At 62.6% G+C, this 25104-nt stretch carries 19 protein-coding genes; 14 read left to right on the forward strand and 5 right to left on the reverse strand.

The annotated features are described in order from the left end of the window. The first annotated feature begins 43 nt into the window (after positions 1–43). Both WT97_RS12205 and WT97_RS32660 read left to right on the forward strand, forming a co-directional pair. A complete protein-coding gene (locus WT97_RS12205; protein ID WP_257128485.1) occupies positions 44–9760 on the forward strand; it encodes a hemagglutinin repeat-containing protein in 9717 nt (3238 codons plus the stop codon). Then, on the forward strand, positions 9757–10359 hold the full coding sequence (locus WT97_RS32660; RefSeq protein WP_082751378.1) for a hypothetical protein: 603 nt from the start codon (positions 9757–9759) through the stop codon (positions 10357–10359). Before WT97_RS12205 ends, WT97_RS32660 begins: the two co-directional genes overlap by 4 nt. A gap of 1 nt (position 10360) precedes the next feature. Here WT97_RS32660 and WT97_RS32665 read toward each other — a convergent pair whose 3' ends face one another. Beyond that, positions 10361–10957, reverse strand: a complete 597-nt coding sequence (locus WT97_RS32665) for a DUF4291 domain-containing protein (protein ID WP_082751379.1) — start codon at positions 10955–10957, stop codon at positions 10361–10363. A 929-nt stretch (positions 10958–11886) separates the two neighbouring features. Here WT97_RS32665 and WT97_RS12210 point away from each other — a divergent pair. Both WT97_RS12210 and WT97_RS12220 read left to right on the forward strand, forming a co-directional pair. Next, a complete protein-coding gene (locus tag WT97_RS12210) occupies positions 11887–12174 on the forward strand; it encodes a hypothetical protein (RefSeq protein WP_156440247.1) in 288 nt (95 codons plus the stop codon). A gap of 318 nt (positions 12175–12492) precedes the next feature. Continuing rightward, complete coding sequence (locus WT97_RS12220) at positions 12493–12696, forward strand: hypothetical protein (protein WP_027783368.1); 204 nt, start codon at positions 12493–12495, stop codon at positions 12694–12696. A 67-nt stretch (positions 12697–12763) separates the two neighbouring features. Here WT97_RS12220 and WT97_RS12225 read toward each other — a convergent pair whose 3' ends face one another. Then, entirely contained in the window at positions 12764–13564 is an 801-nt protein-coding gene (locus WT97_RS12225; protein WP_060031456.1) for a transporter substrate-binding domain-containing protein, read from the reverse strand. Positions 13565–14115: 551 nt separating this feature from the next. Here WT97_RS12225 and WT97_RS12230 point away from each other — a divergent pair. Genes WT97_RS12230 through WT97_RS12235 form a run of 3 tightly spaced genes read left to right on the forward strand, consistent with a single transcriptional unit; the run spans position 14116 to position 14988 of the window. Continuing rightward, a complete protein-coding gene (locus tag WT97_RS12230) occupies positions 14116–14433 on the forward strand; it encodes a hypothetical protein (protein WP_059499715.1) in 318 nt (105 codons plus the stop codon). Between the two features lie 14 nt (positions 14434–14447). After that, positions 14448–14624, forward strand: coding sequence for an Imm1 family immunity protein (locus WT97_RS35175; protein ID WP_082751380.1), 177 nt, complete (start codon positions 14448–14450; stop codon positions 14622–14624). 28 nt (positions 14625–14652) lie between these two features. Further along, on the forward strand, positions 14653–14988 hold the full coding sequence (locus tag WT97_RS12235; protein WP_059499714.1) for a hypothetical protein: 336 nt from the start codon (positions 14653–14655) through the stop codon (positions 14986–14988). Positions 14989–15102: 114 nt separating this feature from the next. On the opposite strand, the gene icmH is transcribed toward WT97_RS12235, so the two are convergent. The 3 genes from icmH to tssJ all read right to left on the reverse strand — a co-directional run bounded on the left by icmH (position 15103) and on the right by tssJ (position 17942). Then, positions 15103–15885 (reverse strand): type IVB secretion system protein IcmH/DotU, encoded by a 783-nt coding sequence (gene icmH / locus WT97_RS12240; protein WP_034209792.1) that lies wholly within the window; start codon positions 15883–15885, stop codon positions 15103–15105. After that, positions 15882–17228 carry a type VI secretion system baseplate subunit TssK gene (tssK, locus tag WT97_RS12245; RefSeq protein WP_059499713.1) on the reverse strand — a complete coding sequence of 449 codons (1347 nt, stop codon included), beginning with the start codon at positions 17226–17228 and terminating at the stop codon, positions 15882–15884. Before tssK ends, icmH begins: the two co-directional genes overlap by 4 nt. Before the next feature lie 102 nt (positions 17229–17330). Next, positions 17331–17942 carry a type VI secretion system lipoprotein TssJ gene (gene tssJ, locus WT97_RS12250; RefSeq protein WP_034209794.1) on the reverse strand — a complete coding sequence of 204 codons (612 nt, stop codon included), beginning with the start codon at positions 17940–17942 and terminating at the stop codon, positions 17331–17333. A 373-nt stretch (positions 17943–18315) separates the two neighbouring features. Here tssJ and WT97_RS12255 point away from each other — a divergent pair, with 373 nt between their 5' ends. From WT97_RS12255 to tssG, 7 genes are all read left to right on the forward strand, one after another. Next, a complete protein-coding gene (locus WT97_RS12255) occupies positions 18316–18942 on the forward strand; it encodes a M48 family metallopeptidase (RefSeq protein ID WP_059499712.1) in 627 nt (208 codons plus the stop codon). A 46-nt stretch (positions 18943–18988) separates the two neighbouring features. Next, positions 18989–19504 carry a type VI secretion system contractile sheath small subunit gene (gene tssB, locus WT97_RS12260; RefSeq protein WP_059499711.1) on the forward strand — a complete coding sequence of 172 codons (516 nt, stop codon included), beginning with the start codon at positions 18989–18991 and terminating at the stop codon, positions 19502–19504. A gap of 15 nt (positions 19505–19519) precedes the next feature. Next, the gene (gene tssC, locus WT97_RS12265; protein ID WP_059499710.1) at positions 19520–21010 is read left to right on the forward strand and encodes a type VI secretion system contractile sheath large subunit; all 1491 of its coding nucleotides are present in this window, start codon (positions 19520–19522) and stop codon (positions 21008–21010) included. Positions 21011–21080: 70 nt separating this feature from the next. Then, positions 21081–21584, forward strand: a complete 504-nt coding sequence (locus WT97_RS12270) for a type VI secretion system tube protein Hcp (RefSeq protein WP_059449787.1) — start codon at positions 21081–21083, stop codon at positions 21582–21584. Between the two features lie 48 nt (positions 21585–21632). Next, complete coding sequence (gene tssE / locus WT97_RS12275; protein WP_059499709.1) at positions 21633–22118, forward strand: type VI secretion system baseplate subunit TssE; 486 nt, start codon at positions 21633–21635, stop codon at positions 22116–22118. A gap of 76 nt (positions 22119–22194) precedes the next feature. After that, positions 22195–24030: a type VI secretion system baseplate subunit TssF gene (tssF, locus tag WT97_RS12280; RefSeq protein WP_059499708.1), complete on the forward strand. Its 1836-nt coding sequence runs from the start codon at positions 22195–22197 to the stop codon at positions 24028–24030. After that, a complete protein-coding gene (gene tssG, locus WT97_RS12285; RefSeq protein WP_059499707.1) occupies positions 23994–25094 on the forward strand; it encodes a type VI secretion system baseplate subunit TssG in 1101 nt (366 codons plus the stop codon). The genes tssF and tssG overlap by 37 nt, the downstream gene beginning before the upstream one ends. Positions 25095–25104 lie beyond the last annotated feature (10 nt).

Consider the following 25104-nt stretch of genomic DNA (forward strand, 5'->3'; position numbering starts at 1 on the left):
GTGCGCAATGCCGGCCTGACATGCATTCAAGAATAAAACGATCATGAATTCCGGAATCTTTCGCTTGGTATTCAGTGCCGTGCGCGGCATGCTGGTGGCAGTTGACGAAAACGCATCGGCGCATGGGGGCGGCGAGCGCTCTCGTGTACAACGTGTCGTTCGTCCGGCCGAGGATTCCGGGGTCTCGATCTGGTTCGCGGCACGGGCGACAGTCTTTGCCGCGCTCTGCACATTTGGCATGCAGCCCCTCGTTGCGGAAGCGCAGGCTTCGCTACCGATCACGCCTGATCGAAGCGGTCCGACCCATCCGGTCGTTGGCGTGTCGGCATCAGGCGTGCCGCTCGTCAATATCACCGCACCGAAAAACGGCGTCTCGCTGAACAACTTCGCGCAGTACAACGTGGGTACGAAGGGCGCGGTGCTGGTCAACAGTGGCCAGAATTCGCAAACGCAGCTCGCCGGCTGGGTCCAAGGCAATCCATTTCTCGGCAACAGCTCGGCCCGCGTGATCGTCAACCAGGTCACGTCGGGTAACCCCAGTCAGTTGCTCGGACCGACCGAGATCGCGGGCAATCGCGCAAACCTCGTGATCGCGAACCCGGCAGGCATCACCTGTTCGGGTTGCGGTTTTCTGAATGTGCCGCGTGTCACGCTGACGACCGGCGTGCCGACGTTCAATCCGGACGGCACGTTGGCGGGTTTCAATGTGACGCAAGGACAGATCGGCATCGCCGGGGCAGGACTCGACGCGCACGGCAGTGCGATCGACCTGATTTCGCGTGCGATGACGATCAACGGTCAGGTGTGGGCGGACTCGATCAATGCGGTAGCGGGCGCGAACCGGGTCGACTATGCGAGCAATGCCGCGCAGGCCCAGGCCGGCACTGGCGCGGTGCCGGGCGTCGCAATCGACGTGCAGGCATTGGGTAGCATGTTCGCCAATAGCGTCCGGATGATCGGGACCGAGGCCGGCGTGGGCGTGCGAGACGCGGGTGCTGTCACGTCACTGACCGGCGATATTGAAGTCTCGAACAACGGCGATGTGACGATTGCGCCGACCGCGCGTCTGCAGTCGGCCGCGAACACCCGGATCGATGGCGCCAACGTTTCTCAGCAAGGCACGATTGTCAGTACGCAGGCCACCGATCTGAACGCGTCGCAGGCATTGTCGAACGCCGGAACGATTTCGTCAGGCGGCAACACGAACCTGACAGCCGCCACGTCGTTCAGCAACAGCGGGCAGGCATACGCGGGGGCAGATTCCGCCGGTAATCTCGTCGGCGGTGGCTCCGTCGCGGCACGCGCTGCGAACGTCACGAGCAGCGGCACGCTGGCAGCGGGTGACAACGTTAATCTGTTCGCAAACGACGTCACGCTGGACCACGGGACCGTGAATGCGGCCAGCGCAGTCAACGTCACGGCGAATGGCACGTTGTCGAACGTCGCCGGCATGATGAGCGGCCAGAACGTGACGCTGAATGCGGGGCAACTGGTCAACGACTCGGGCATCATCAGCTCGCAGAACCTCGCGAACGTGACCGCGCAATCGGTATCGAACCGGTCCGGCACGCTGGCGGCCGATGCGTTGTCGCTGAACTCGTCCGGTGCGCTCGACAATACCCAAGGGCACATCACGGCGCGCACGGCGCAGATCGCTGCAACCGACCTGACGAACGTGGCCGGTGAGATCGGCACGTCGACGGGCGTGTTGGTACTGACGGCGACCGGGCGCGTCGCGAACGATAACGGGAAGATTGCAGGCGGCAATGGCCTCACGCTGACGGCGAATACGGTTTCCAACGCACAAGGCCAGATCGGCTCCGTGGCGGGTGACACCTCGCTCGATGTCACGCAATCACTGAACAACGCAAACGGCAAAGTTGCGTCCGGTAATGACCTGTCGATTCACACGGCCCATCTCGACAACTCGGCCGGATCGATCAGCGCACATGCGGCACAGATCACAGCGGCCGATGTCGTGAATACGGGCGGCAAGATCGGCACTACTGACGCACTGACCGTGGCGGCGACGGGCGACGTCTCGAATCAGTCGGGCTCCATGGTCGGCGGCAATGGCCTGTCGGTGACGGCAAACAGCATTGGCAACGCGGCGGGTACGATCGGATCGGCCGCTGGCGACACGACGCTGCGTGCGACGCAGTCGCTGACGAGTACTGGCGGGACGGTGAGCTCGGCCAATGCACTTACCGTCGCAAGCGACACGATCGACAACACGAACGGCAGTATGACGGCCGTGCACGGTGCGCAAATCCAGACGGGGGACCTGGTCAATGCGGGCGGCCAGATCGGATCAACGTCGGATGCATTGTCGCTGACTGCCACGCGCACGCTGTCGAACGATAGCGGCAAGATGGTGGGGTCGACCGGGTTGATCGCAACCGCTGGCACGCTGAGCAACCGTGCGGGCCAGATCGGCACGTCCACCGGCGACATGGCGCTGACTGTCTCTCAGGCACTCGACAATACGCAGGGCAAGATTACCGCAGCTGGCGCGCTGAACACGCAGGCCGGTACGTTCGACAATTCGCAAGGCACGGTGTCGGCGGATGCGGCGAAGCTCACTGTAGCAGGCGCACTGACGAATGCAGGCGGTACGATCGCGGCGACACACGACACGACCGTGGCGGCGCAGACCGTGTCGAACCACGGTGGCACCATCGGTTCGGTTTCCGGTGCGTTGTCAGTGACGACATCCGGCACGACGGACAACGCAGGCGGCAAGCTGCTCGCGTCGGGCGACACGACCCTGACCAATGCGGGATTGCTGAACTCGGGCGGCACGATCACGGGGGCGAACGTCACGCTTGCATCCGGACACGGTGCGATCGACAACACGCTCGGCAAAGTGGCGGCAAGTCAATCGCTGACGAGTCGGGCGGGGGCGGTGGATAACCGGTCGGGTTTGGTGCAGGCAACGGGAGCGGTCGACATCGATACGCGCGGCCAGACGTTCGACAACGGCATACTGGCAGGGCAGTCCACAGGTGGTCAGGTTCTCGGCAATGGTGTCACGCTGACAACCGGAGCACTGAGCAACGTGGGTGGTGCAATCTCGTCGAGCGGTGCGGCGACCGTCAATACCGCATTCGTGACCAACGATGCGGGTTCGCTCGTGGCGGACGGCGCATTGACCGTACGGAGCGCCGGCACGGTGTCGAACGTGGCCGGCCAGATCGGCGGCAACAGGGATGTCACGGTGTCCGGTACGACGGTCGACAACACGCGCGGGGCCATGCACGCGAGCGGCGCGCTGTCGGTGACGGGCGATACGATTCGCAATGCGCAGACAGCCAATTCGACGCTGCCGACGACCGCAGGTGTGCCGGGGCTGACGGCCGGAATGGAGGGCGCAAGCGTTATGTTGAACGCCAACCAGGCGCTCGACAATACGTCCGGCTCGATTCGTGCGGACAAGGATGCCAAGCTGATCGCACCGACCATCGACAACACGTCGGGTAGCATTCAGTCGAAAGGCACCGCAACATTGGGAGCGTCGAATGCGCTGGTCAACAGCCGGGGCGACATCAACGGAGGCCAGCAACTGACGGTCTCGACCGGGACGCTGAACAACGACGGCAAGCTCCAATCGGCGGGCGACGTCAATGTGACGACGCAAGGCGATCTGACCAACACCGGACAGATTGTGGCGGGCCATGATCTGACGACCACGGTCGGCGGCGCGCTCGACAACAGCGGCACACTGTCGGCGGGCAATGTTGCCAACGTGAATGCCAATTCGATCCAGAACCGTGCGGCAGGCGAGATTTTTGGTGGGAATGCTACGAACGTCCACGCGAATCAGTCGATTACGAACGAAGGTCTGATCGATGGTGGCACAACGACGGTGACCGCCGGAGACACCATCACGAATGCCGGTGGCCGGATTTATGGCGATACGGTCGCAGTCGGGGCGAACACAGTCATCAACGACCAGAACGCCCAAGGCGTGGGGGGCGTGATCGCATCGCGTGGCGATCTCGACATCGGCGCGCAGACTTTCAAGAACCAGAACAATGCACTGATCTACGCGAGCAACGACATTCGCGTTGGCGGCGCGCTGGATGCGAATCGTCAGGCAACCGGCAGCGCCCAACTCGTGACGAACAATGGCGCGCAGATCGATGCGGGCCGCGACATCACGATCAGCGCGAACCGGTTCGAGAATCTGAACTCGAACTTCCAGACTTCGAAGGTTACGACCGACAGTGGCAACCAGTTGTGGTATCAGGTGCCGGGCTCGACGGAGAAGATCGATCCGTCGACCGTTTATCTGTACCAGAAGAACAGTCAGGAAATTCATCCGGGCACGGACTATCAGTGGGCGCTGGACGACGACCAGAAATTCATTCTGCTGCCGTCGACCAAGTATCCGTTCGCCGAGTACGCGAAGTACACGATGAACGGCGTGGCCGGCAAAATCGACAACACGGCGTACGCCGCCGATTACTTTGGCTCGGGGGCGGCGGCGGCCCAGACTGGCGCGTATCGTACGGTGCCAGCTGACATCTGGGCGACGTTCGGCGTGACGCCGCCGCCCGAGGCAAACCCGGCGTGGGTCACGCAGGGGCCGTTCGCCATGACGGCGCCCGCCGCGCTAATTTTCGGACGAAGGGGCGTCGGCAGCGACTGGTTTTCCATCAAGGCTCCCACTGAAGCGGACGTAACGGGTGCAAAACCGAATCCCTTCGATCCGGCGAGCCCGTCGTGCCTGACCTCGACCAACGCGGCATGTGCGCCTTTCCAGCAGTGGTACAAGGCGACCGTTGCCGCCTATCAGAGCCTGAATCAGGCGCTGGTCGGGTATAACGCGGACGTGGCGAGCCGCCTCGTCCAGACGTACACCGTTTATACGGCCAACGTGACATCGACCAAGGATGTTGTCACGGCTTCGCAACCGGGCACGATCACGTCTGGTCGTAGTATCACGATCAATACCGTCTCGGGCGTCAACGACAAGAGTCAGATCGTGGCCGGTGACGGTAACAATCCGAAAAACGTACAGAACATCGGTGCGCAAGGCACGGAAACGTTCACGGGTTCAGGCCAGGCGATCTATACGTGGGTTCAGTCTGGCGGTGCGTTCAGCGGTGACGAGCGAGCGACCAGTTCGACTCCCTTCATGCCGGCCATTCCGGCGCAGACCATCGATCTGCCGGTGGTGCTGACCGATCCGAGCAAGCCGTCAAATCCGATCAAGAGCGTGGCGGCAGCGACGTCCGTTGCGCAGGGCGCAAGCGGTACGGGCGTGACGCCGGTGGCGGGCAAGGATATTGGCGGGCAATTGGTGGTCGACTCGGGCGTGTCTGGTGTCGGTGCGGGTAACGTATCGGCCGTAAAGGCCAATGTCGGTGATGTCGTCGTGCGCACGGTGACGCCGAACACGCGTTTGCCCAACAACGCGCTGTATCAGGTCACGAGCGACCCCGGCAGCCACTTCCTGATCGAGACGGACCCGCGCTTTACCGATTACCGGAAATGGCTGTCGAGCGACACGATGCTGGACGCACTCAAGGTCGATCCGAACACGGTTCTCAAGCGCATCGGCGACGGCTTCTACGAGCAGCAGCTGATTCAGCAGCAGATCATCCAGACCACCGGCCAGCGTTTCATTGGCGACTATACGGACAACCAGAGCGAATATCAGGCGCTGATGGCGAATGGCGTGAAGGCATCGCAGCAGTTCGGATTGAACGTCGGTACGGCGCTGACCGATGCGCAGATGGCCGCGCTGACGAGCGACATCGTCTGGCTCGTGAGTCAGACGGTGACGTTACCGAATGGTAGCCAGCAGACGGTGCTGGTGCCGCAGGTCTATCTGCACGCGAACGCGGCGGATGTGACGGGCGAAGGTACGATCATCTCCGGCAAGAACGTCACGATGAATGCCGACGGTGCGTACAAGAACTCGGGCATGATCGCGAGCCGCAACGTCACGATCATCCATGCGGATTCGATCGACAACAGCGGTACCGTGTCGGGCGGAACCGTGCTCGCGAGCGCGAACCAGGATCTCAATAATATTGGCGGGTTGATTCAGGGCAATACCGTAGCGCTGTCGGCCGGGCGGGACCTCAACCTGACGACTACGACGAGTTCGGCCACCACGAAGACCGGTAGTGCAACCGGTCTCGACCGTATTTCGACGATCAATGCTGGCAGCTTACAGGCGGTCGCCGGTCACGATCTGAACGCCAATGCGGCCGTAATCGCGACGACTGGCAATGCAGTACTGGCAGCCAACAATGACGTGAATCTGAATTCGGTTCGCCAAAGTAGCCAGGACGCGGTGAAGTGGGATGCTCGCAACCACGCGGAACATACGGCGTCGAGCGACACGGGCACGCAGATCGCGACGGGCGGCAACTTGGCGATAGTGGCCGGCCATGACGTGAATGCGACGGCTGCATATGCCAACGCGCAGGGCGCAATCGGCGTGAGCGCCGGCCATGATGTCAACCTGAAGGCCGGTGAACAGAGCGCGAGCGCGAACGACGAGCACTACCGCAAGGAAAACGGCTTCCTGTCGTCGAAATCGACGCATACGATCGATTCGAGCAGCTACACCAATGCGGTCGGCACGACGTTGTCGGGCAGCACGGTTGCGGTGCAGGCTGGCAACGATCTGACGGCGAAGGCGGCGACGATCGCGGCGACCAACGACGTGAGCCTTTCTGCCGGCCACGACCTGACGGTCACGACGGCGGATACGGCTTCGAGCGAGTATCACTACAAGGATGTGAAGAAGTCCGGCCTCGGTAGCGCGGGCGCAGGGATCTCGTATGGCACGAACCAGACGATCGATACCAGCCGCGATACGGTGAAGGGTTCGCAGGGCAGCCTGATCGGCAGCACGGACGGCAGCGTGTCGATGGTGGCTGGTAACAAGCTCCATGTGACCGGTTCGGACATCGTCGCCGGTCAGGATGTGACCGGCATCGCGAAGGAAGTCACGATCGATGCATCGCAGACGGATCGTCATCACGAAGAAACGCACGAGGTGAAGAGTTCGGGCTTCACGCTCGCGGTGAAGTCGCCGGTGATCGACGCGATCCAGAACGTGAATCAGCAGGCGCAGGGCGCGGGCGGCAGCAAGGACGGCCGGGCGGCAGCGCTGCACGCGATCGCGGCGGCGGGCGGGATGGCGGATCTTGTCGGTGCAACGGGCAACATGACGAATGCGCTGAACGATCCGAAGGGCAAGGTCGAAGCGAAGATGGAGCTGAGCTTCGGCTCGTCGTACAGCAAGTCGACGTTCACCGAGAACAGCACGCAGAACAACGGCAGCAGCGTGAAGGCGGGCGGTACGGCCGCGTTCGTCGCGACGGGTGACAAGAACGCCGGGCAGGGCAACGTGACGATCCAGGGATCGGACGTGAGCGCGAAGGATGTTCTGTTGCAGGCGACCAACAAGGTCAATCTGGTCAACAGCACGGATACCGACAGCACGCGCAGCACGAACGAGTCGAAGAGTGCGAGCGTGGGTGTCTCGTATGGCACGGGCGGGTTTGGCGTGTCGGCGGCAATGTCGCGCGCGCACGGTGATGCGAATTCGGATGCGGCGACGCAGAACAATACGCACATCAACGCGAGCAATACGGCGACGATCATCAGTGGCGGTGACACCAATATCGTCGGGGCGAACGTCAACGCGAACAAGGTGATTACGGATGTCGGCGGCAACCTGAATCTCGCGTCGGTGCAGGATACGAGCCGCAGCGAGGCTCACCAGAGCAGTTCGGGCGGCGGATTCAGTGTTAGCCAGGGCGGCGGCAGCGCGAGTTTCAGCGCGCAGAGCGGTCATGCGAGCGGCAACTACGCTGGCGTGAACGAGCAATCGGGTATTCAGGCCGGAGACGGTGGTTTTGACATCACCGTGAAGGGCAACACCGACCTGAAGGGCGCGTACATCGCGAGCACGGCGACGCCTGACAAGAATCAGCTGACGACTGGGACGTTATCGTTCTCGAACATCCAGAACAGCTCAAGCTATAACGCGAGCAGCTTCGGGATTAGTGCGGGCGGGGGCGTGGGTGATGGTGGCAACAATTACGCTACGCATGGGCCGACGAGCGGTAAGAATACGGGTGGTGCGTTGCCGCTGTACGTGAGCGAGAGTGATAGCAGCAATGCAACCACGAAGAGTGCAATCAGTGCCGGCAACATCACGATCACAGACAAGGCGAACCAGAAGCAGGATGTGGCGACGCTGACTCGTGATACGTCGGACCTGAATGGCACGGTTAGCAAGACGCCGGATCTGCAGCAGGTGCTGAGCAATCAATCGGATCTCATCAACGCGGCGCAGGCGGCATCGGAGGCGATTGCAAAGCAGATTGGCAGCTATGCGGACAAGAAGCAGCGTGAAGCATTGACGGCGGCGGCAAACGAGACCGATCCGAAGCTTCAGGCGCAATATTTGCAAGATGCGAAGGACTGGGCCGAAGGCGGCGACAACCGCGTCGCGTTGCATATCGCTGGTGGTGCATTGACGGGCGGGTTGACGGGTGGGGGATTGGGAGCAGCTGGTGGAGCTGCGGGCGCCGGTGTGTCGGCGAAGCTCGCGCCGCAGCTGAATGAGCTCGCTAAATCGATTAAGGACGCGGGGCCGACTGGTAACGCGAGCGTAGACGAACTGCTGGGGAATCTTGCGTCGAACGTGCTGGCAGGCGGAGCGGGGGCGTTGGCCGGAGGCGGAGCGGGAGCGTTGACTGGAGCGAGCGCGGATCGCTTCAATCGGCAATTGAGCCCCATGGAAATTGACAAGATCAAGGCTTTGGCAGGGAACAATGTCGATCTCTACAACCGCTTGATTGCAGCTGCTTGCTCGCAAGTCGATTGTTCTGCGGAGTTCGTGAAGGGTACCGCGGACTTCCGGCATTATGACGACATGCAGAAGCTTGGAGCGCAAGACGCTCAAGCACAGAAGATCTTGCGTGATGCGCAAGCGAGCGATCCGACGTTCCTGCAATACACTTGGACACAGAAGGCATGGGATGCTGCAAAGCTCGCGAACAGCAAGGCCACGCAAGTTGCGTCGTGGGTGGGAACGGCCGCTTCATCAGGCATTAAGACAGTAGCCAATGCTGGCGCGCAGGGCGTATTGCAAACGCTGGACGGGTTGTCTGCTGTTGGTGGCGGCGTCGGCGATCCGGTCAGTGAGATCGGCCAATCGATCCGGCAGAACGGTGTGAAGCAAACGGCCGTCAATTCGGTTGCTGGCCTGGCCGATACGATGAAAGCGGTGGGCCAAGGTGATCCAAATGCTGTCGGTACTGTTGTTGGCACCGTTGGGGGCATCGTTGCGGGGGCGAAGATCGGCGGCAAGATTGGCACACCGGACGTGACGGTTGGCGACACCTCAACCGTTTACCGGGTGCAAGGTGGCGAGATGCCTAACGCGAGCAAGACACTTATTACGCTGGATTCTAACGGAAACCCGATTATTCAGAATGGGACGTTGAACATTAGTATTGGTGATTCCGCGCATGCGGAATATTTCAAAACATTGCGCCCTAATAGCTCTGTGACTTCATTCGAAATACCTGCGTGGTTAGATGATTTCATCCAAGAGAATGCGATTCCGCAGTATCGTTATAATCGGAACCCGTTGAACCAGGGTGGATTGGCTCCTAAGATAGTCGATCCGACCACGCCAGGCCGCTCTTACGAGCTGCCATCACCTTGGGGGCAATGGTTGCAGGAGAACGCAGTTCCAGGATCAGGTAAGGTGAAGCAATGACAGATCTCGAAAAAATTCTAGGGCCAGCATCCCCCGACTTGCTTGACCGGCAATATGCCGTTGCGGTGGCGCGTCACAAGGGGGAGGTTTATTGGCTATTGTCCGACCACGATAATTTGGTACTCGATTGGGAAAAGTGGAGGGGCGAGTTTGTCGCTGCAGGCTACGAAGTGCCTGATCAGGGTGCAACGGCAACGGAGAGGGCCGGTATTGTAGTTGTCGACCAGAATGCAGCTGAAGAATTCTTGGCAGAGCCGATAACTCATCGATTAAGTATTGGCTTTTTGAGGAATGCTCTACTGGAGAGATTCCCAAGTGCGAAATCTTGGTGGGACGTTGGTTTTTTGTTCCCAATTGCGTTCATTGATTTTGATAGCAGGCGATTCTTCGCTTTTTATCATGATGGTCCACGGTTGGAGCGCTATGTTCCTGATGGTTGGACCGGGGAATTTGTCGACTTTGCGAATACCTTGCCCGATCATGTGTTCCCGGCCGTCGATAAATTTTGGATCGTTGACGGCCGGGATCTGTTGCATGAACTAAATGAGCGCGGCCGGGCACAGCAGTCGAGTGGTGCCGTAAGCGATCGCTCAAACTGAATTAAGCGCTGGGTTCGTAAGCGGTCTCTATGGGCAGCAAGGCGCGGGCTGACTCGAGATCGCCTTGGAGGACGAGAGAATGCACGCTATGTGCCAGCGGAGTTACGTCGGTGATGCGCTGTATCCACTCATGCACATACAGGTCGACGGCTTGCTTGCTGAGGCCAATCTGTATCGCACGGTGTGTGAGCGGTTGTAGCGATAGATCGCGCTCTGGGTCCCATTGAACGCGTACGGGAGCGCTCTCCTTAATGCGCAACCATTCCTCTCGATTCATTGCTTCCTCAGGGTGACTCGGACAGCTATGAGCCAATGCCCACTCAAAGCCTTGGCGCGATATGTCGATGGCGAGAATGCGTCTTTGTCCGGAATCTTTCAGTCCCCAACCTGAACGGTACATCATCCACATGAACGATGGCTTAATCCAGGTCATTCGTTCCATCTTGAACGGTGGTGAAACGAATGTTCCATTCGTCAGAGCAGAATCGGCGATCGCGTCTGAGTACGCTTGGTAGACTCGGATTGTGTGGTCGTCGTACATCGCGCGGATTTGACGGATTGGGATCTCTCCGTGGTGCGGTTTCAGCTGATTTTCCATGACTGCATTCTAGCTCGGGACTCGTCTTCTAGATGGCTTCGGAGCAAGTTGTTCCGATTGGGTGGGATGTTCGGTGTTCGTGATGAAACAATGCGGTTGTTTAGGATATGGCGCGTACAGCTGAAGAGGCGTTTAAACATACAGTAGAGCTTGCGGAGGCGGGAGGGCTCACGCTTCTGACGACGGCATGGGCTGGAGCACAGGCGAACTACCTTTTCCGGTGTTCGAATGGGCATGAATTCGAGCGGCTTGCGACGTCTATCCTGTACAAAAATGTGACCGCATGTCCCGAATGCAAGCGGGAAGCGCTGCGTGACCGATGGATGGAAATTGTCAGGGAGCGCGGAGGAGAGTTTGTAGGGAGCGAATTCACGACCGTAGCGAGGCGATACCGTCTCCGCTGTGCGAAGGAGCATGAGTGGGAGGCGCTGGGACAGCATACGTTGCCGGCCACTGGTGTCGGCGTTGCGTGGCGGAAGCCAATTCTGCGCGCCGATTGGACCATGACGGACTTGCACGCCTGCAGGCGGCAGCGGCGTTACGGGGTGGGGCTTGTTTGAGCGAAAGCTATACGGGCCTGATGTCACGATACCGGTTTCGTTGTGCAGCAGGCCATGAGTGGCAAAGCTTTGCCGGTTCGATCTTGGATGGGGCATGGTGTACGGCATGTCGATTCGACGAAGCGGGAGCGGTAGCGTTTGAGCGATTGCACGCCACTGTTACGGCGCTGAACTGGCGTTGTCTCTCTGGCACCTGGGCCGGCTACAACGAGCGGTATGAATTCGAATGCGAGAAGGGCCACCGATTTACTCGCAATGCAATGGCGCTACTGTACCGAGGCGAGCAAGCTCGTTGTGAAGCATGCGAAGCGTATGAGATTGAAGCGCGCTGGCTGAATGCTATCGCTAGCCGGAGCGGAGATCTTCTCAATGGACCGTTCCGGGGGCTACCCGTTGTACTTGATTCACCAGAACGTTGGTTACATGGTGTTCAATCAAGCCGGCCCGGTCGTTGACCAGCGCGTGCTGTTTTGGGGTGTCGTCGCTGCGGCGATAGGCACAGCGCTGTTGGTGCATGTGATCGTTGAGAAACCGGCCGCCGGCCTGCTGAAGCGCGCGCTGTTGCGTTCGCTCGACGCACTACAACACCGCGCGCGGGCTCTGGCGTGGCGCCGGCAGGGGCAGCACGGCGATCAGCGTGATCGTCTTACGGGATGAGCGCCGCGGACGTAGCGCGTCGTCATACCCAGCCCGCTGTGGCCGGCCAGGCGCGGCCCTGCTTTCAATCCGCTACTTCCCCATTTCACTGTCACGTCCGCGTCATGATATGTCCATAAGGTGGGAAGCCCCCGTGCCGCGGCGGCATCGCCGGCTGCGGGGCGCGCGCAACCTGCTCGCGACGACGTGCCCGCGTCGCAGGCAGACCACCGGGATCTCGCTCCCGGCGCCGCAGCGATCATGCATCGCACCCTTTCCTTCGAAAATACGATCGACGCCGGTTCGGACCGGATCGCGGACGATCAGGAGACGTGAACCATGCTGAGCCCGCATGAATTCTCGATGCTGCTGCGCATTGCACGTGCGCCGGACAGCGTCGATCAATCGAATCCCGCTTTCGCCGTGCTGGTCGAGAAGCGGTTGGTGGACCCGACGCAGGTGCGCGTGAATGCGGTGGCCGTGCGTCCGGCGCTGACGCCGATCGGCCAGATGCTGCTCGCGCGCTTCGACGAAGCGGCTTGAGGAGACGCGTCACGCCTTCATCGACATGACCGGCGTGACGCGTTGAAGCGCTGGATCGCTGGATCGTTTACTGCGCGACCGGCACCGTCACGTCGCTGCCGAACCAGTGCGTCGAGATCTTCTTCAGCGTGCCGTCCTTGCGCAGCGACTCGAGCGCGTCGTTGATCGCCTTCTCGAACTTCGGGTTGCCCTTGCGGAACGGGATCGCCATTTCCTGCTTGCCGCCGTTCAGCACCGCCCCCGCGCGCAGCGGCAGGTTCGACGTCTTGATCATGTACGGCAGCATCAGGCGGTCGTCGAGCGTCGCCTCGATGCGGCCCGCGGCGAGATCGCGCAACTTCTCCGGCGCGCCCGGATACGTCTGCACCTCGATGCCCGGCACGGTGCGCGCCATCTGGTCGTAGTTGGTGCCGAGCGTCACGCCGAGTTTCTTGCCCTTGAAATCGTCGAGCGACTTGAAGTTGCGCGTGTCGTCCTTGCGCTGGATCAGCTGCGCGGCCGAGTACGTGTACGGTTCGCTGAAGTCGAGCGCTTCCTTGCGCTGCGGCGTGATCGTGACCTGGTTGACGATCACGTCGAACTTGCCGGCCTGCAGGCCGGCGATGATGCCGCTCCATTCGGTCGGGATGAACTGCGTCTTCACGCCGAGCTTGCCGGCGACCGCGTTCGCGACGTCGACGTCGAAGCCCTCGAGCTGGCCGGACGTGCCGCGCGAATTGAACGGCGGATACGTGCCCTCGAGGCCGACGCGCAGCACGCCGGCTTTCTTCACGGAATCGAGCAGGTCGTCCGCGTGCGCGGCGGCTGCCGTGAAGCCGAGGGCGGACGCGAGCAGCAGGCCCGACAACAGGAACTTCGAACGTTTCATCGCAGATCTCCAGTGTGCAGCGTTGTGTAAATGAGTGCAGGGCGCCGGTCGGGCCCGGCTGGGCCGGAATACGGGCACGTAGACACTACTCGCAACCGAGCCTTACCGGAAGTCGAAGTGGCCCTGATTGCAATCGATTTCACGGAAAACCGGTGACGTGCTCGCGCGGGCGGAATAATCTGACGAACACAGTCCGTCGGCGGGTGTCGAAACCACCGGGCCAGGAGCAGATCGACAGGGATTGAGCGGGTGGCCGGCTATGGCGATGCCGAGCCCGTCTCGTTGCGTGGAGAAATGCCGAATATCCCAACTGACGCCGGATGCGCGATGGGCGCAAGGACGGGCGCCGGTCACGATCGTGGTGCGCACGACAGACGGACTGGAACACGTGAAGCAGGGGGGCGGCGGCTTTTGCGGGAACACCGGTCACGGTGCGTATCGACTGACGTGCACCGGAAGGCGGGCGCGCAAGGAATTGGCATAATCACGGCCTGTCGCAGGTCGCGCGCGGCCGATGCAACGCAATCAACCCGGATACCACCGCAATACCCATGTCGCTCGATTCACCGACCGCAGTGTCGCTGCACCATATTCTCGAACGTCCCGGCGATTTCTCCGGGCGGCTTTACCTGCCGCCGATGCCGTGGACGCTCGACACCGAGGGGGCGTTTTTCGAAGACGCCGATGACGTGCAAGCCGACGTTGCGCCTGCCATCGCGGCCCAACCGGACTGGAAAGTCACGCTGGACAGCGCGACGATCGAGGACATCGTGATCAACGCACACGATCAGGTCGACGAACCGAGCGTCGCGCAATTGCTCGATGCGTTCGTCTTCTACGTCGAGAACGACGCATTCATCCTGTTGTGACGACGAGCAGGCGAATGCGAACGGTGCCCGAAGCGCCGGCAGGCGACACGATCGAACTCGTGGCAGGCGGCCAGCGAGGCAGCTGTCCGGCGCGGCAGTGCGTCGATCGGGCAACGGCGACGCAGGCTGCTACATATTTCGTATCGACCGGCGGCGCAGACGACCCGCGGTTGTGCTGGCAACCCGGCTGACTCGCCGAAAGACAGGAAGAAAACGAACATGGCCGACGATCCGGCAGTGCTGCGCGCGCAACAGGATGCCGTTTGCGCACGTTACGGGCTGCATGCCGTCGAACCGGAAGACATGGTTGCCGTCGCGTTGTCGACGCTCGGGCGCATGCCCGTCTACGGCACGCGCATCGCGCTGTCCGAAGGCGACAACGTCGGCTGGTTCTTCCATTGCGGCGAATACAGCGACGCCGCCGACTTCTATCAGCCCGTGCATGCCGCGCACCTGTCGGCGTGCCTGCCATGGGTCCTGCCTTATCTGCGGTTGCCGGCCGGCGCACGCTTCATCATCGACGATGCCGGCTACGAAGACGTCTGGATGGCGTGACGCATCGGTACGCCGTCGATCTTCTTCAGTTGTCCCGATAAAGCGGATAGAAGCGAAAAAGGACCGCCAGGCGGTCCTTTTTCCATGAAGTGGCGTTCGAAAAACGCACGCCTGTTACGGCAGCGAAATCGTCAAATTAGCCGACTCCGGCCCGACCTTGATCACCTGCGAATAGGGGGCGAGCGTCTGCAGCGTCTTGTCCTTCAGATACGTGTTGAGCCCGATGAACGCGAGCAGCGCGACGAGCGCAAAAACCGCGCCGATCGCCCACACCGGCACCTCGCGCTTCAGCCGATGCGCGATCTGATCGGGCAGCGGCCAATGCGGCGCGAACGGCGCACGCTTGCCCTTCATGTGTGCGATCTCGTCGCCGAGCCGCGCGGTCAGATACGCGAGCTTTTCCGGCCCCTCGAGCAGATACTTGCCCTGGAACCCGAGCAGCAGGCACATATGGAATACCTCGAGCGACTGCAGTCGGGCCGCACCCTGCGCACGACCTTCCTCGAGATACTGAAAGAACTTCTCGCCCGCGAGTTGCTCGCCGAACAGCACGAGCTGCAGCGGCCGGCGTTCCCAGTCGGTCCGGATCTTGAACTGCGACGACAGCACCATCTCGTCGATGGCCGCGCAGAACGCGAACTTCGCGCCGTACACGTCCTCGGCGGCGATGTTCAGCTTCTTCGCGCCGCGCTCGAAATCCGACAGGAATTCCTGGATCCGCGTGCTGAACTCGCTGGCGCTGTCCGGTTCCCGCCCGTTCTTGAGCAGGAACAGCATGAAGAACCCGTCGTACAGCAAATCGAGCAGCGAGCGGGCCTGGAACGCGGAGTCCGTCGACGCCGGGCTATGCTGGGGCGGCGGCACGTTGTCGCCGAACAGGGAAGGCGCGTAGCTCATGATGTGACCGCGATCAGTTCGAATTTCAGGTCATTGATGCCAGTCGGCGCGTAGATCATCGCGGACTGGGCCTGCAGCATGCGCTCGTACAGCGGGCTGCGCGAATCGAGCGCGAAGTAGCACGCGCCGGGGCGCACCGGAATCGCGGGCGGCACTTGCGGCGTGTACGACAGCCGCACGCCGGGCATGGCCGACAGCACGAGCTTGTCGACGTCGTCGGGCGCGCCGACCTTGAAGCGGGCCGGCACCGCATCGACGAGCTCGACGCTCGGCATGTCCGCCGACACCGCGAGGTAGAACTCGGTCTTGTCGTCGATCTTGCCGGAATCGAGGCGGCCGAGGTGGAACGACGGGCGCACCTCGTCGAGCGTGATCGCGAAATAGCGCGTCGAGATCACGGTGTCGAGCAATTCGCGCAGCATCAGGTCGAGACGCGCGAAGCTCGGCCCGGGATCGTCGTGGCGGTACACGGGCAGGTCGGCGAGCGTATAGCCCTTCGAGAACGTCATCAATTGACCTGCGAGGCGCAGCAGTTCGTGGAACAGCCGCTCCGGATGCAGCGCCGCGTGCTGGTGCAGGTGCGCGAGCGTCGCGAACGCGGCGTTCGCAGTGTGCAGCAGCCAGAACGACGCGATGTCGCCGGAGCGGAATTCGATGATGTTCTTCGACGGCTCGCGGTGAAAGCCGTACAGCGCGTTCACCTTCGCCTGCAGCGCGTCGACCAGTTGGCGCAGCCGCTGGTGCAGGATCGGCGACGCTTCGATCGCGAGGCATGGCGGCACGAAGTTGTCGTCGATCTCGAAACCGGACGTCGCGGTGCGGCGCACGCGCACGAGCGGCACGGACAGCAACTGGTCGCGCGGCTCGCTGTGCGCGATCAGCTTGACCTGGGTCTTCAGGAACGTGATGTCGGCTTCGGCGGCGTCGGTGAAGTTGTCGGCGACGCTCGTCTGCTCGCTGACGAACCGCGTCATGAAGCCGGCGGCCGGATCGTCGCTGTAGTTGGTGCCGTTCTCGCGCAGCGGGTGCAGCGCGAGATAGAACACGAATTCGTTGATGCCGTCGGGCAACGTGTCCAGCGCGATCGGCGGCGGCAGGTCGTCGGCCTGCGGCGCGGCATACAGCGCGCCGTCCGGGAACACGAGCGCGAGCTCGGCCACCCGCAGCACGTTGCTGCCGAGCGCGTCGCGGTCGATGCGCACCGAGCGCACGCCCCAGTTGTACGGCTGGATCGCCTGGATGGACTCGAACAGGCGCGCCTCGTGGTACGCGTCCTGCCGCTGAAAATGTTGAGGCCGGAGGAACAGCCCTTCCCCCCACAGCACCTTGGCCGAATAACTCATGTCAAATCCGGTTAATGTGGCGTTGCGATGTAATCGATTTGTTCGTGCCCGAATTAAATCGCCAAGTGTTAACTCTTGTTAATTGACATTCGTGCGTCATGTTTAACCGCAGGAGACCGAAGAAAGCATATTCAGCGGTTGCGACGGCGCACCCTGCTGCGGAGCGATGACCGTACCGTCGGTGACCGTCATCGCGCAATTATGCAGGCCGACGATTATGCCGGATTTCTCCGACTTCACCGGATCGAACGTCAGTTTCCATCGTTGTATTGCGGGATCGCGGAACAGCGCGACGATGCCGAATGCCTGCGCTTCACGCGACACCTTCTCGGTTGCCGTATAGCGCTGGCCCGGAATCAGCGTGATTTCGCGCACATTCAGCAGATCGGCGCCGAGTGCGGCTTTTTCCTTGGTCGGATCGGTAAATGCGTCGAACGGCGCTTGCTGGAACGAGGTCGGGTCCTTCAGCGCATAGAGCCGGACGACGAGCGCGAGCGGCTTGTGGTCGGTCGCGGCATTCAGGTTCGGCGCGGCGGCCAGCGTGAGGCCGATATTGCGCGGCGGTTTCTGCGCGTCGGGCACCTCGGGCTTGCCGATGCCGGCCGCGGACATCACGGCGCTGGCGGCCGAGCCGAGCAGCGGGGCGGCCGCGCATCCGGCCAGAAGGGCGCACGCAACCAGCGGCAGCGCGTAGCGAATCATGGACGATCTCATCGTTTTTCCGGCGTGCCGCCTTTATCCCTGTCAAAACTGCCGGGATATTGCCGCGTTCGCTGCGTATCCCCGACATTGCACCGTTCAACTATTAAGCACGCCCGCGCCAGGCAAGCGTTCGGAAATTTTTTCCGCCATCCGGGCGGCGGGTCGTGCGGCCAGTAAAACTTGCGCATTCCGGCCGAAAGAAAAACCGCCGCGAGCCCGCGGCGAGAGGCCATTCGAGGGGGTAGCGCCCGGTTTTAAAAGGAATTACTCTTCACACGACGATTGAATTATGAAAAATTGATCGGTACTATACCCGCGCGCTTCTTGCAAAGCAAAAGAACCAGATTCTCAACGATTTAAAACTCACGCGCCGGTGGATATAACGATGAAAGACCGTCTGTTCGCAAAACTGTCTGGGGTAGTGGTGGCTTGCGGCGTGATCGCCGGCTGTGCGAGCCAGCCTCCCGCGCCGCCGACTGCGGAAGTGTTCAACAAGTCGCTGGCCGATGCAGACGCCGTCGCGAAGGCGGGGGACCAGGACAAGGCGCTCGGCCTGTACCAGCAGCTCGCGAAGTCGGATCCGACGCGCGAGGAACCGTGGTCGCGCATCGCGCAAATCCAGTTCGCACAAAACCATTACGGGCAGGCGATCGTCGCCGCCCAGGAAGCGCTGCAGCGCGACGCGACCGATCGTCAGGCGAAGAGCGTGCTGGCCGTCGCCGGCCTGCGGATCGCGACGCAGTCGCTCGGCGAGCTGCGCCAGGACGCGTCGCTCGCGGGCGATGCGAAGTCCGACGCGCAGGCGCTCGCGAAGCAACTGCGCGACACGCTCGGCGAATCGGCGCTGTTCCCGCCGGAAACGAAGGTCGCGAAACCGCGCCCGCCGCGCCGGGTCGTCCATCGTCCGAGGGGCGGCGCCGCACCGGCCGCCGAGGCGGCGGCGTCGACCACGCCGACGCCGCCCACGGCGCAAAAGGGCAGCGCGGATCCGTTCGGCGCACTGCGCAACTGAAACCGCAACTGACGCGATAACCACAACTAACCTGGGAGCCGTCGAGATGGCCAAGAAAGAAAGCATTCAGAAAAGCTTGCAGAAAATACGGCCGCCGCGCGTCCAGCTGACCTACGAGGTCGAGAAGGGCGATGCGATCGAGGTGAAGGAGCTGCCGTTCGTCGTCGGGGTCGTCGGCGATCTGGCGGGCCAGTCCGAAATCGAGCAGCCGAAGCTGCGCGATCGCAAGTTCGTCAATATCGACCGCGACAATTTCGACGACGTGATGAAGGCGATCGAGCCGCGTGCTGCGTTCCAGGTGGAAAACCGCCTGAGCCCGGAAGGCGGCAAGTTCGCGGTCGACCTGAAGTTCCGCTCGCTGTCGGATTTCAGCCCGGACCAAGTCGTCGAACAGGTCGAGCCGCTGCGCCGCCTGCTCGAGGCGCGTTCGAAGCTCGCCGACCTGCGCAACAAGCTCGCCGGCAACGACAAGCTCGAGGATCTGCTGTCCGAGGTGCTGAAGAACACGCAGCAGCTGCAGGCGCTCGCGAAGGGCACCGGCGGCGACAAAGACGGCGAATGACGACGGAGTGTTGAGATGAACCAGCAAACGGCTGCGGCCCAAGCGAGCGGCGCGGAATACGCCGCCGGGACTTCGTTGCTCGACGACATCGTCGAGAAGAGCAAGGTCGCGAAATCCGATTCCGAGCATGCGCGTGCGAAGGACCTGATCGGCGAACTCGTGCACCAGGTGCTCGACGGCACGGTGATCGTGTCGGACAACCTGTCGGCCACGATCGACGCGCGCGTCGCGGAACTCGACCGCCTGATTTCCACGCAGCTTTCCGCCGTGATGCACGCGCCGGAATTCCAGCGCCTCGAAAGCACGTGGCGCGGGATGGACTATCTGGTCAAGGAAAGCAACACGGGCCAGACGATCAAGATCAAGGCGCTGCACGCACCGAAGCGCGATCTCGTGCGCGACTTCAAGGGCGCGAGCGAGTTCGACCAGAGCGCGCTGTTCAAGAAGGTTTACGAAGAAGAATTCGGCACGTTCGGCGGCTCGCCGTTCGGTGCGCTGATCGGCGATTACGAGATCTCGCGCCAGCCGGAAGACATGTACTTCATCGAGCAGATGTCGCACGTCGCGGCGGCCGCGCATGCGCCGTTCATCGCGTCGGCGTCGCCGGAACTGCTCGGTCTCGAGTCGTTCTCCGACCTCGGCAAGCCACGCGACCTCGGCAAGGTGTTCGATACCGTCGAATACGCGAAGTGGAAGTCGTTCCGCGACGCCGAGGACTCGCGCTACGTCGGCCTGACGCTGCCGCGCTTCCTCGGCCGCCTGCCGTTCAATCCGAAGGACGGCCAGACCGCGGAGAACTTCAACTTCGTCGAGGAAGTCGACGGCACCGATCACGACAAGTACCTGTGGTGCAACGCGGCATGGGCCTTCGCGGCACGCCTGACGGCCGCGTTCGACGACTTCGGCTGGTGCGCGGCGATCCGCGGCGTCGAAGGCGGCGGCCTCGTCGAGGATCTGCCGACCCACACGTTCAAGACCGACGACGGTGAAGTCGCGCTGAAGTGCCCGACCGAAATCGCGATTACCGATCGCCGCGAGAAGGAGCTGAGCGACCTCGGCTTCATCCCGCTCGTCCATTGCAAGAACTCGGATTACGCCGCGTTCTTCGCTGCGCAGTCGGTGCAGAAGCCAAAAAAATACAGCACCGACAGCGCGAATGCGAACGCCGTCCTGTCCGCCCAGCTTCAGTACATCTTCTCGGTATCGCGCGTCGCGCACTACCTGAAGGCGATGATGCGGGACAAGATCGGCAGCTTCGCATCGGCGCAGAACGTGGAGACTTTCCTCAACCGGTGGATTTCGCAATACGTCCTGCTCGACGACAACGCCTCGCAGGAACAGAAAGCGCAATTTCCGCTGCGCGAGGCATCCATACAAGTGTCGGAGATTCCGGGCAAGCCGGGCTCGTATCGTTCGGTCGCGTTCCTGCGCCCGCACTTTCAGCTCGACGAACTCTCGATTTCTCTGCGACTTGTCGCTGATCTGCCCAAACCGGCAAATTCATAAGCGAGTAAATCGCCCGGGCGGGCCGCCTGGGTAGGACGTTAAAACCACCTCTTTGGGGAGTCGAAGGGCCATGTTACATATGCACTTGCAGTTTGGTAGTCCCGCGGTGAAGGGCGAGTCCGCGGACAAGGACCACCAGGGCTGGATCGAACTGAAATCGTGGGATCACTCGATCGTTCAGCCGCGTTCGGCAACCGCATCGACCGCTGGCGGTCATACGATGACGCGTTGCGAGCACGGCGACATGATCTTCACGAAGGAAATCGATTCGTCGAGCCCGCTGCTGTATCAGCACGCTTCGGGCGGTACCACGTTCGACGAAGTGACGGTCCATTTCTCGCGCGCGGACGGTGAAGGCAAGCGCGTGCAGTATCTGGAAGTCAAGCTCAAGTACGTGATCATCTCGAGCATCGCGCCGAGCGTTCGCGAGGAAGGTCTGCCGATCGAGACGTTCTCGCTGAAATACGCAGCCGTGCAGTGGAAGCAAACCCAGCAGAAGATCGGCGGCAACCAGGGCGGCAACACGCAAGGCGCCTGGAGCCTGACGAAGAACGACAAGACCTACGCGGTCTAAGGTCGGTTGCGGCAACGGGGCGCGTCGCGTCCCGTTGCCGTTTTCGTCATGAAACGATTCGAACCCAGTTTTCTCGACAAGCTGTTCGACGACGAACCGCATCTGCCCGCAGCGGCGGCGATGCGGCAATTGTCGCTGGACGAGCTCAAGAATACGGTCGCCCGCGACGTCGAGGCGATCCTCAACACCCGTATCGCGCACACCGAGGACGAGCTGGCCGCACTGCCGGAATGCCAGAAATCGGTGCTGACCTACGGACTGAACGATTTCGCGGGGCTGAGCCTCGCGAGCCACTACGATCGCGCGTTCATCTGCAAGTCGATCCAGCAGGCCATCGCGCGCCACGAGCCGCGCCTGCAGCAGGTACAGGTGACGTTCGAGCTGAACGAGCAGGCCACCAACGCGCTCTACTTCGCGATCCAGGCACTGCTCGTCGTGCACCCGGCCGAGGAGCCGGTGAGTTTCGACGCGATGTTGCAACCGTCGACGCTGCAATATTCGGTCACGCGCGCACGCGCGGCACGAATGCAGTAAATCAAGCCGCCGAGCGGGCCGGACCGCCCGGTGGTCGATCAGGTCCGGCATGAAATATTGAGGTTCGGGGTCGTCGATGGAAGAGTTGCTGCCGTATTACGAACGCGAATTATCGTTTTTGCGGCGCTATTCGCGAGATTTCGCCGAACGCTATCCGAAGATCGCCGCGCGCCTCGCGCTGTCCGGCGAGCATTGCGAGGATCCGCACGTCGAGCGGATGATCGAATCGTTCGCGCTGCTCGGCGCGCGCATCAACAAGAAGCTCGACGACGACTACCCCGAATTCACCGAAGCGCTGCTGGAAGTGCTGTATCCGCACTACCTGCGGCCGTTCCCGTCCTGCTCGATCGCGCAGTTCACGCCGGCTTCGCCCGGCCAGCAGACCGAACCGGTCGTGGTCGATCGCGGCACCGAGCTGAAGAGCCGCCCGATCCGCGGCGTGCAATGCCGGTTCCGCACCGCCTACGACGTGACGCTCGCGCCGATCCGCATCTCGGAGGCGCGCTATACGCCGGTCGCGCTCGCGCCGAGCGCGACGGTGCTGCCGTCGAACGCGACGGGCGTGATCTCGATCACGTTCGAATCGCTCGCCGCGCAGCTCGATCTCGGCGCGCTGAAGGTGTCGACGCTGCGTGCGCATCTGCACGGCGAGCAGTCGTTCGTCGCCGCGCTGACCGACTGCCTGTTCGTCAACGTGCTCGGCGCGTACGTCGAGCCCGAACGCAACGGCCGCTGGACCGCGCTGCGCAAGCTGCCGATCGCGCAGGCCGGCTTCGCCGAGGACGACGCGCTGATCGACTATCCGGCGAAATCGCATCCCGCGTACCGGCTGCTCACCGAATACTTCGCGTTCCCCGACAAGTTCGATTTCGTCGACTTCGACCTCGCGGCGATCGCACGCGCGTCGGGCCGCTGCCAGCGCGCGACGCTGCATCTGGTACTGCAGGACGTGCGCAGCGATTCGCACGTCGCGCGCCTGCTCGAGCTGCTGACGGCGAGCCATTTCCGGCTGTTCTGCACGCCGATCGTCAACCTGTTCCGCCAGCACGGCGAGCCGATCCGCATCACGCACCGCGCGGTGTCGTATCCGGTGATCGCCGAGGCGCGGCGTGCGTTTGCGTACGAGGTGTATTCGATCGATTCGGTGAAGCTCGTCCGGCAGCAGGCGCACGAGGAATCGGTGATCGAGTTCCGGCCGTTCTATTCGCTGCATCACGGCGAATCGGCGCGGATCGGTCATTACTGGTTCGCGCGCCGCAACGACTGGGTCGCGCAGAAAAGCCCCGGCTACGAAACCGAGATTTCGATCGTCGACATCGACTTCGAGCCGACGTCGCCGCAGACCGACACGCTGAGCCTCGACCTCACCTGCACGAACCGCGACCTGCCGGCGATGCTGGCGTTCGGCCTCGAAGGCGGCGACCTGTTCCAGGAAGGCGGCGCGCAGACGAGCGGCATCTCGCTGCTGCGCCGCCCGACGCAAAGCGTGCGCTTCGAGCGCGGCCGCGCCGCGCACTGGCGGCTCGTGTCGCACCTCGCGCTCAACCACGTGTCGCTCGTCGCGCACGGCCTCGCGCCGTTGAAGGAAATGCTGACGCTGTACGACCTGCGACGCACCGCCGTGTCGATGCGCCAGATCGACGGCCTCGCCGGCATCGAGCAGCGCGGCGCCGTGCAGTGGCTGCCTGGCAAGCCGTTCGCGACGTTCGTGCGCGGCATCGAGATCCGGCTGACGATCGACGAGGAACACTTCGTCGGCGCGAGCCTCGCGTCGTTCGTGCGCGTGCTCGACAGCTTCTTCGGGCTGTACGTCCACCTCAACAGTTTCGTTCAATTGGTCGTCGTGTCGAAGCGCACCGGCGAGGAGATCATTCGATGCAAGCCCCGAACCGGCGAATCGATCCTGGCGTAGTCGACGCGCTGCTCGACGAGCCGCATCGCTTCGAATTCTTCCAGGCGGTGCGCGTGCTCGAAGGGCTGTTCGCGCGGCAGGCGTCGGATGCGCCCGGCGCGTGGCGGCAGGGCGACGTGGTCGCGCAGCGCATCGCATTCCGCAACACGCTGTCGCTCGGCTTCCCGCCGAGCGAGATCGAGGGCGCGCGTTCGTACGACGACGACGGCACGCCGCTGAACTCGGATGAGCAGCGCGACACCGCACTGGCCGCCGGCGAGCTCGGCCGCGTCGAGCTGACGCCCGCGTTCTTCGGGCTGCTCGGCGGGCAGGGCGCGCTGCCGCTGCACTACACCGAGCAGATCGTCGCGCGCGAGCATCTGAGGCGCGACCACGCGGCGCGCGCGTTCTTCGACGTGTTCTCGAACCGCGCGACCGCGCTGTTCTATGCGGCGTGGAAGAAATACCGGCTGCCGTTCCATTACGAACTCGACCGCGACGAGCGCTACCTGCCGCTGCTGCTCGCGATCGCCGGCGTGCCGAGCGACGAGGTGCGCGACAGTCTCGCCGCCGGCCCGGGCGGCGTGCTCGACGAGGCCGTGGCCGGCTACGCGCTGGCCGCGCGGCACCGGCCGATGTCGGCGGCTTACCTGCAGCGCACGCTGTCCGATTACTTCCGCGTGCCGGTGAAGATCGACCAGTTCGTCGGCAAGTGGTACGACGTGCCGCCCGATCAACTGAGCGTGCTCGGCGAAGTCAACGCGGTGCTCGGCGCGACGGCGCTCGTCGGCGAGCGCGTGTGGCAGCGCGACATGCGTGCACGGATCGTCGTCGGCCCGCTGTCCAAGCGCGATTACGAGGCGTTCCTGCCCGGCGGCGCGCACGCCGTCGCGCTCGAGCGGATGCTGACGCTGCTCGCCGGCGTCACGCTCGAGTACGAGGTGAGGCTCGTGCTGAAGCGCACGGAAGTCGGCGCGAGCATGCTCGGTGTGGGCTCGCGGCTCGGCTGGGATGCGTTCCTCTGCACGCGCGACGCCGCCGAAGACCGCTCCGACGCCCGCTACGAGCTGCACGTGATTCACTGACCCTGACAAC

It is taken from the genome of Burkholderia sp. MSMB1459WGS, assembly GCF_001534535.1.
In the GTDB taxonomy this organism is placed as follows: domain Bacteria; phylum Pseudomonadota; class Gammaproteobacteria; order Burkholderiales; family Burkholderiaceae; genus Burkholderia.

Bases quoted from the DNA above. Each gene is read 5' to 3' on its own strand.
- WT97_RS12205 (WP_257128485.1), top strand. From the start codon at position 44: ATGAATTCCGGAATCTTTCGCTTGGTATTCAGTGCCGTGCGCGGCATG.
- WT97_RS32660 (WP_082751378.1), top strand. From the start codon at position 9,757: ATGACAGATCTCGAAAAAATTCTAGGGCCAGCATCCCCCGACTTGCTT.
- WT97_RS32665 (WP_082751379.1), bottom strand. From the start codon at position 10,957: ATGGAAAATCAGCTGAAACCGCACCACGGAGAGATCCCAATCCGTCAA.
- WT97_RS12210 (WP_156440247.1), top strand. From the start codon at position 11,887: ATGGACCGTTCCGGGGGCTACCCGTTGTACTTGATTCACCAGAACGTT.
- WT97_RS12220 (WP_027783368.1), top strand. From the start codon at position 12,493: ATGCTGAGCCCGCATGAATTCTCGATGCTGCTGCGCATTGCACGTGCG.
- WT97_RS12225 (WP_060031456.1), bottom strand. From the start codon at position 13,564: ATGAAACGTTCGAAGTTCCTGTTGTCGGGCCTGCTGCTCGCGTCCGCC.
- WT97_RS12230 (WP_059499715.1), top strand. From the start codon at position 14,116: ATGTCGCTCGATTCACCGACCGCAGTGTCGCTGCACCATATTCTCGAA.
- WT97_RS35175 (WP_082751380.1), top strand. From the start codon at position 14,448: ATGCGAACGGTGCCCGAAGCGCCGGCAGGCGACACGATCGAACTCGTG.
- WT97_RS12235 (WP_059499714.1), top strand. From the start codon at position 14,653: ATGGCCGACGATCCGGCAGTGCTGCGCGCGCAACAGGATGCCGTTTGC.
- icmH (WP_034209792.1), bottom strand. From the start codon at position 15,885: ATGAGCTACGCGCCTTCCCTGTTCGGCGACAACGTGCCGCCGCCCCAG.
- tssK (WP_059499713.1), bottom strand. From the start codon at position 17,228: ATGAGTTATTCGGCCAAGGTGCTGTGGGGGGAAGGGCTGTTCCTCCGG.
- tssJ (WP_034209794.1), bottom strand. From the start codon at position 17,942: ATGAGATCGTCCATGATTCGCTACGCGCTGCCGCTGGTTGCGTGCGCC.
- WT97_RS12255 (WP_059499712.1), top strand. From the start codon at position 18,316: ATGAAAGACCGTCTGTTCGCAAAACTGTCTGGGGTAGTGGTGGCTTGC.
- tssB (WP_059499711.1), top strand. From the start codon at position 18,989: ATGGCCAAGAAAGAAAGCATTCAGAAAAGCTTGCAGAAAATACGGCCG.
- tssC (WP_059499710.1), top strand. From the start codon at position 19,520: ATGAACCAGCAAACGGCTGCGGCCCAAGCGAGCGGCGCGGAATACGCC.
- WT97_RS12270 (WP_059449787.1), top strand. From the start codon at position 21,081: ATGTTACATATGCACTTGCAGTTTGGTAGTCCCGCGGTGAAGGGCGAG.
- tssE (WP_059499709.1), top strand. From the start codon at position 21,633: ATGAAACGATTCGAACCCAGTTTTCTCGACAAGCTGTTCGACGACGAA.
- tssF (WP_059499708.1), top strand. From the start codon at position 22,195: ATGGAAGAGTTGCTGCCGTATTACGAACGCGAATTATCGTTTTTGCGG.
- tssG (WP_059499707.1), top strand. From the start codon at position 23,994: ATGCAAGCCCCGAACCGGCGAATCGATCCTGGCGTAGTCGACGCGCTG.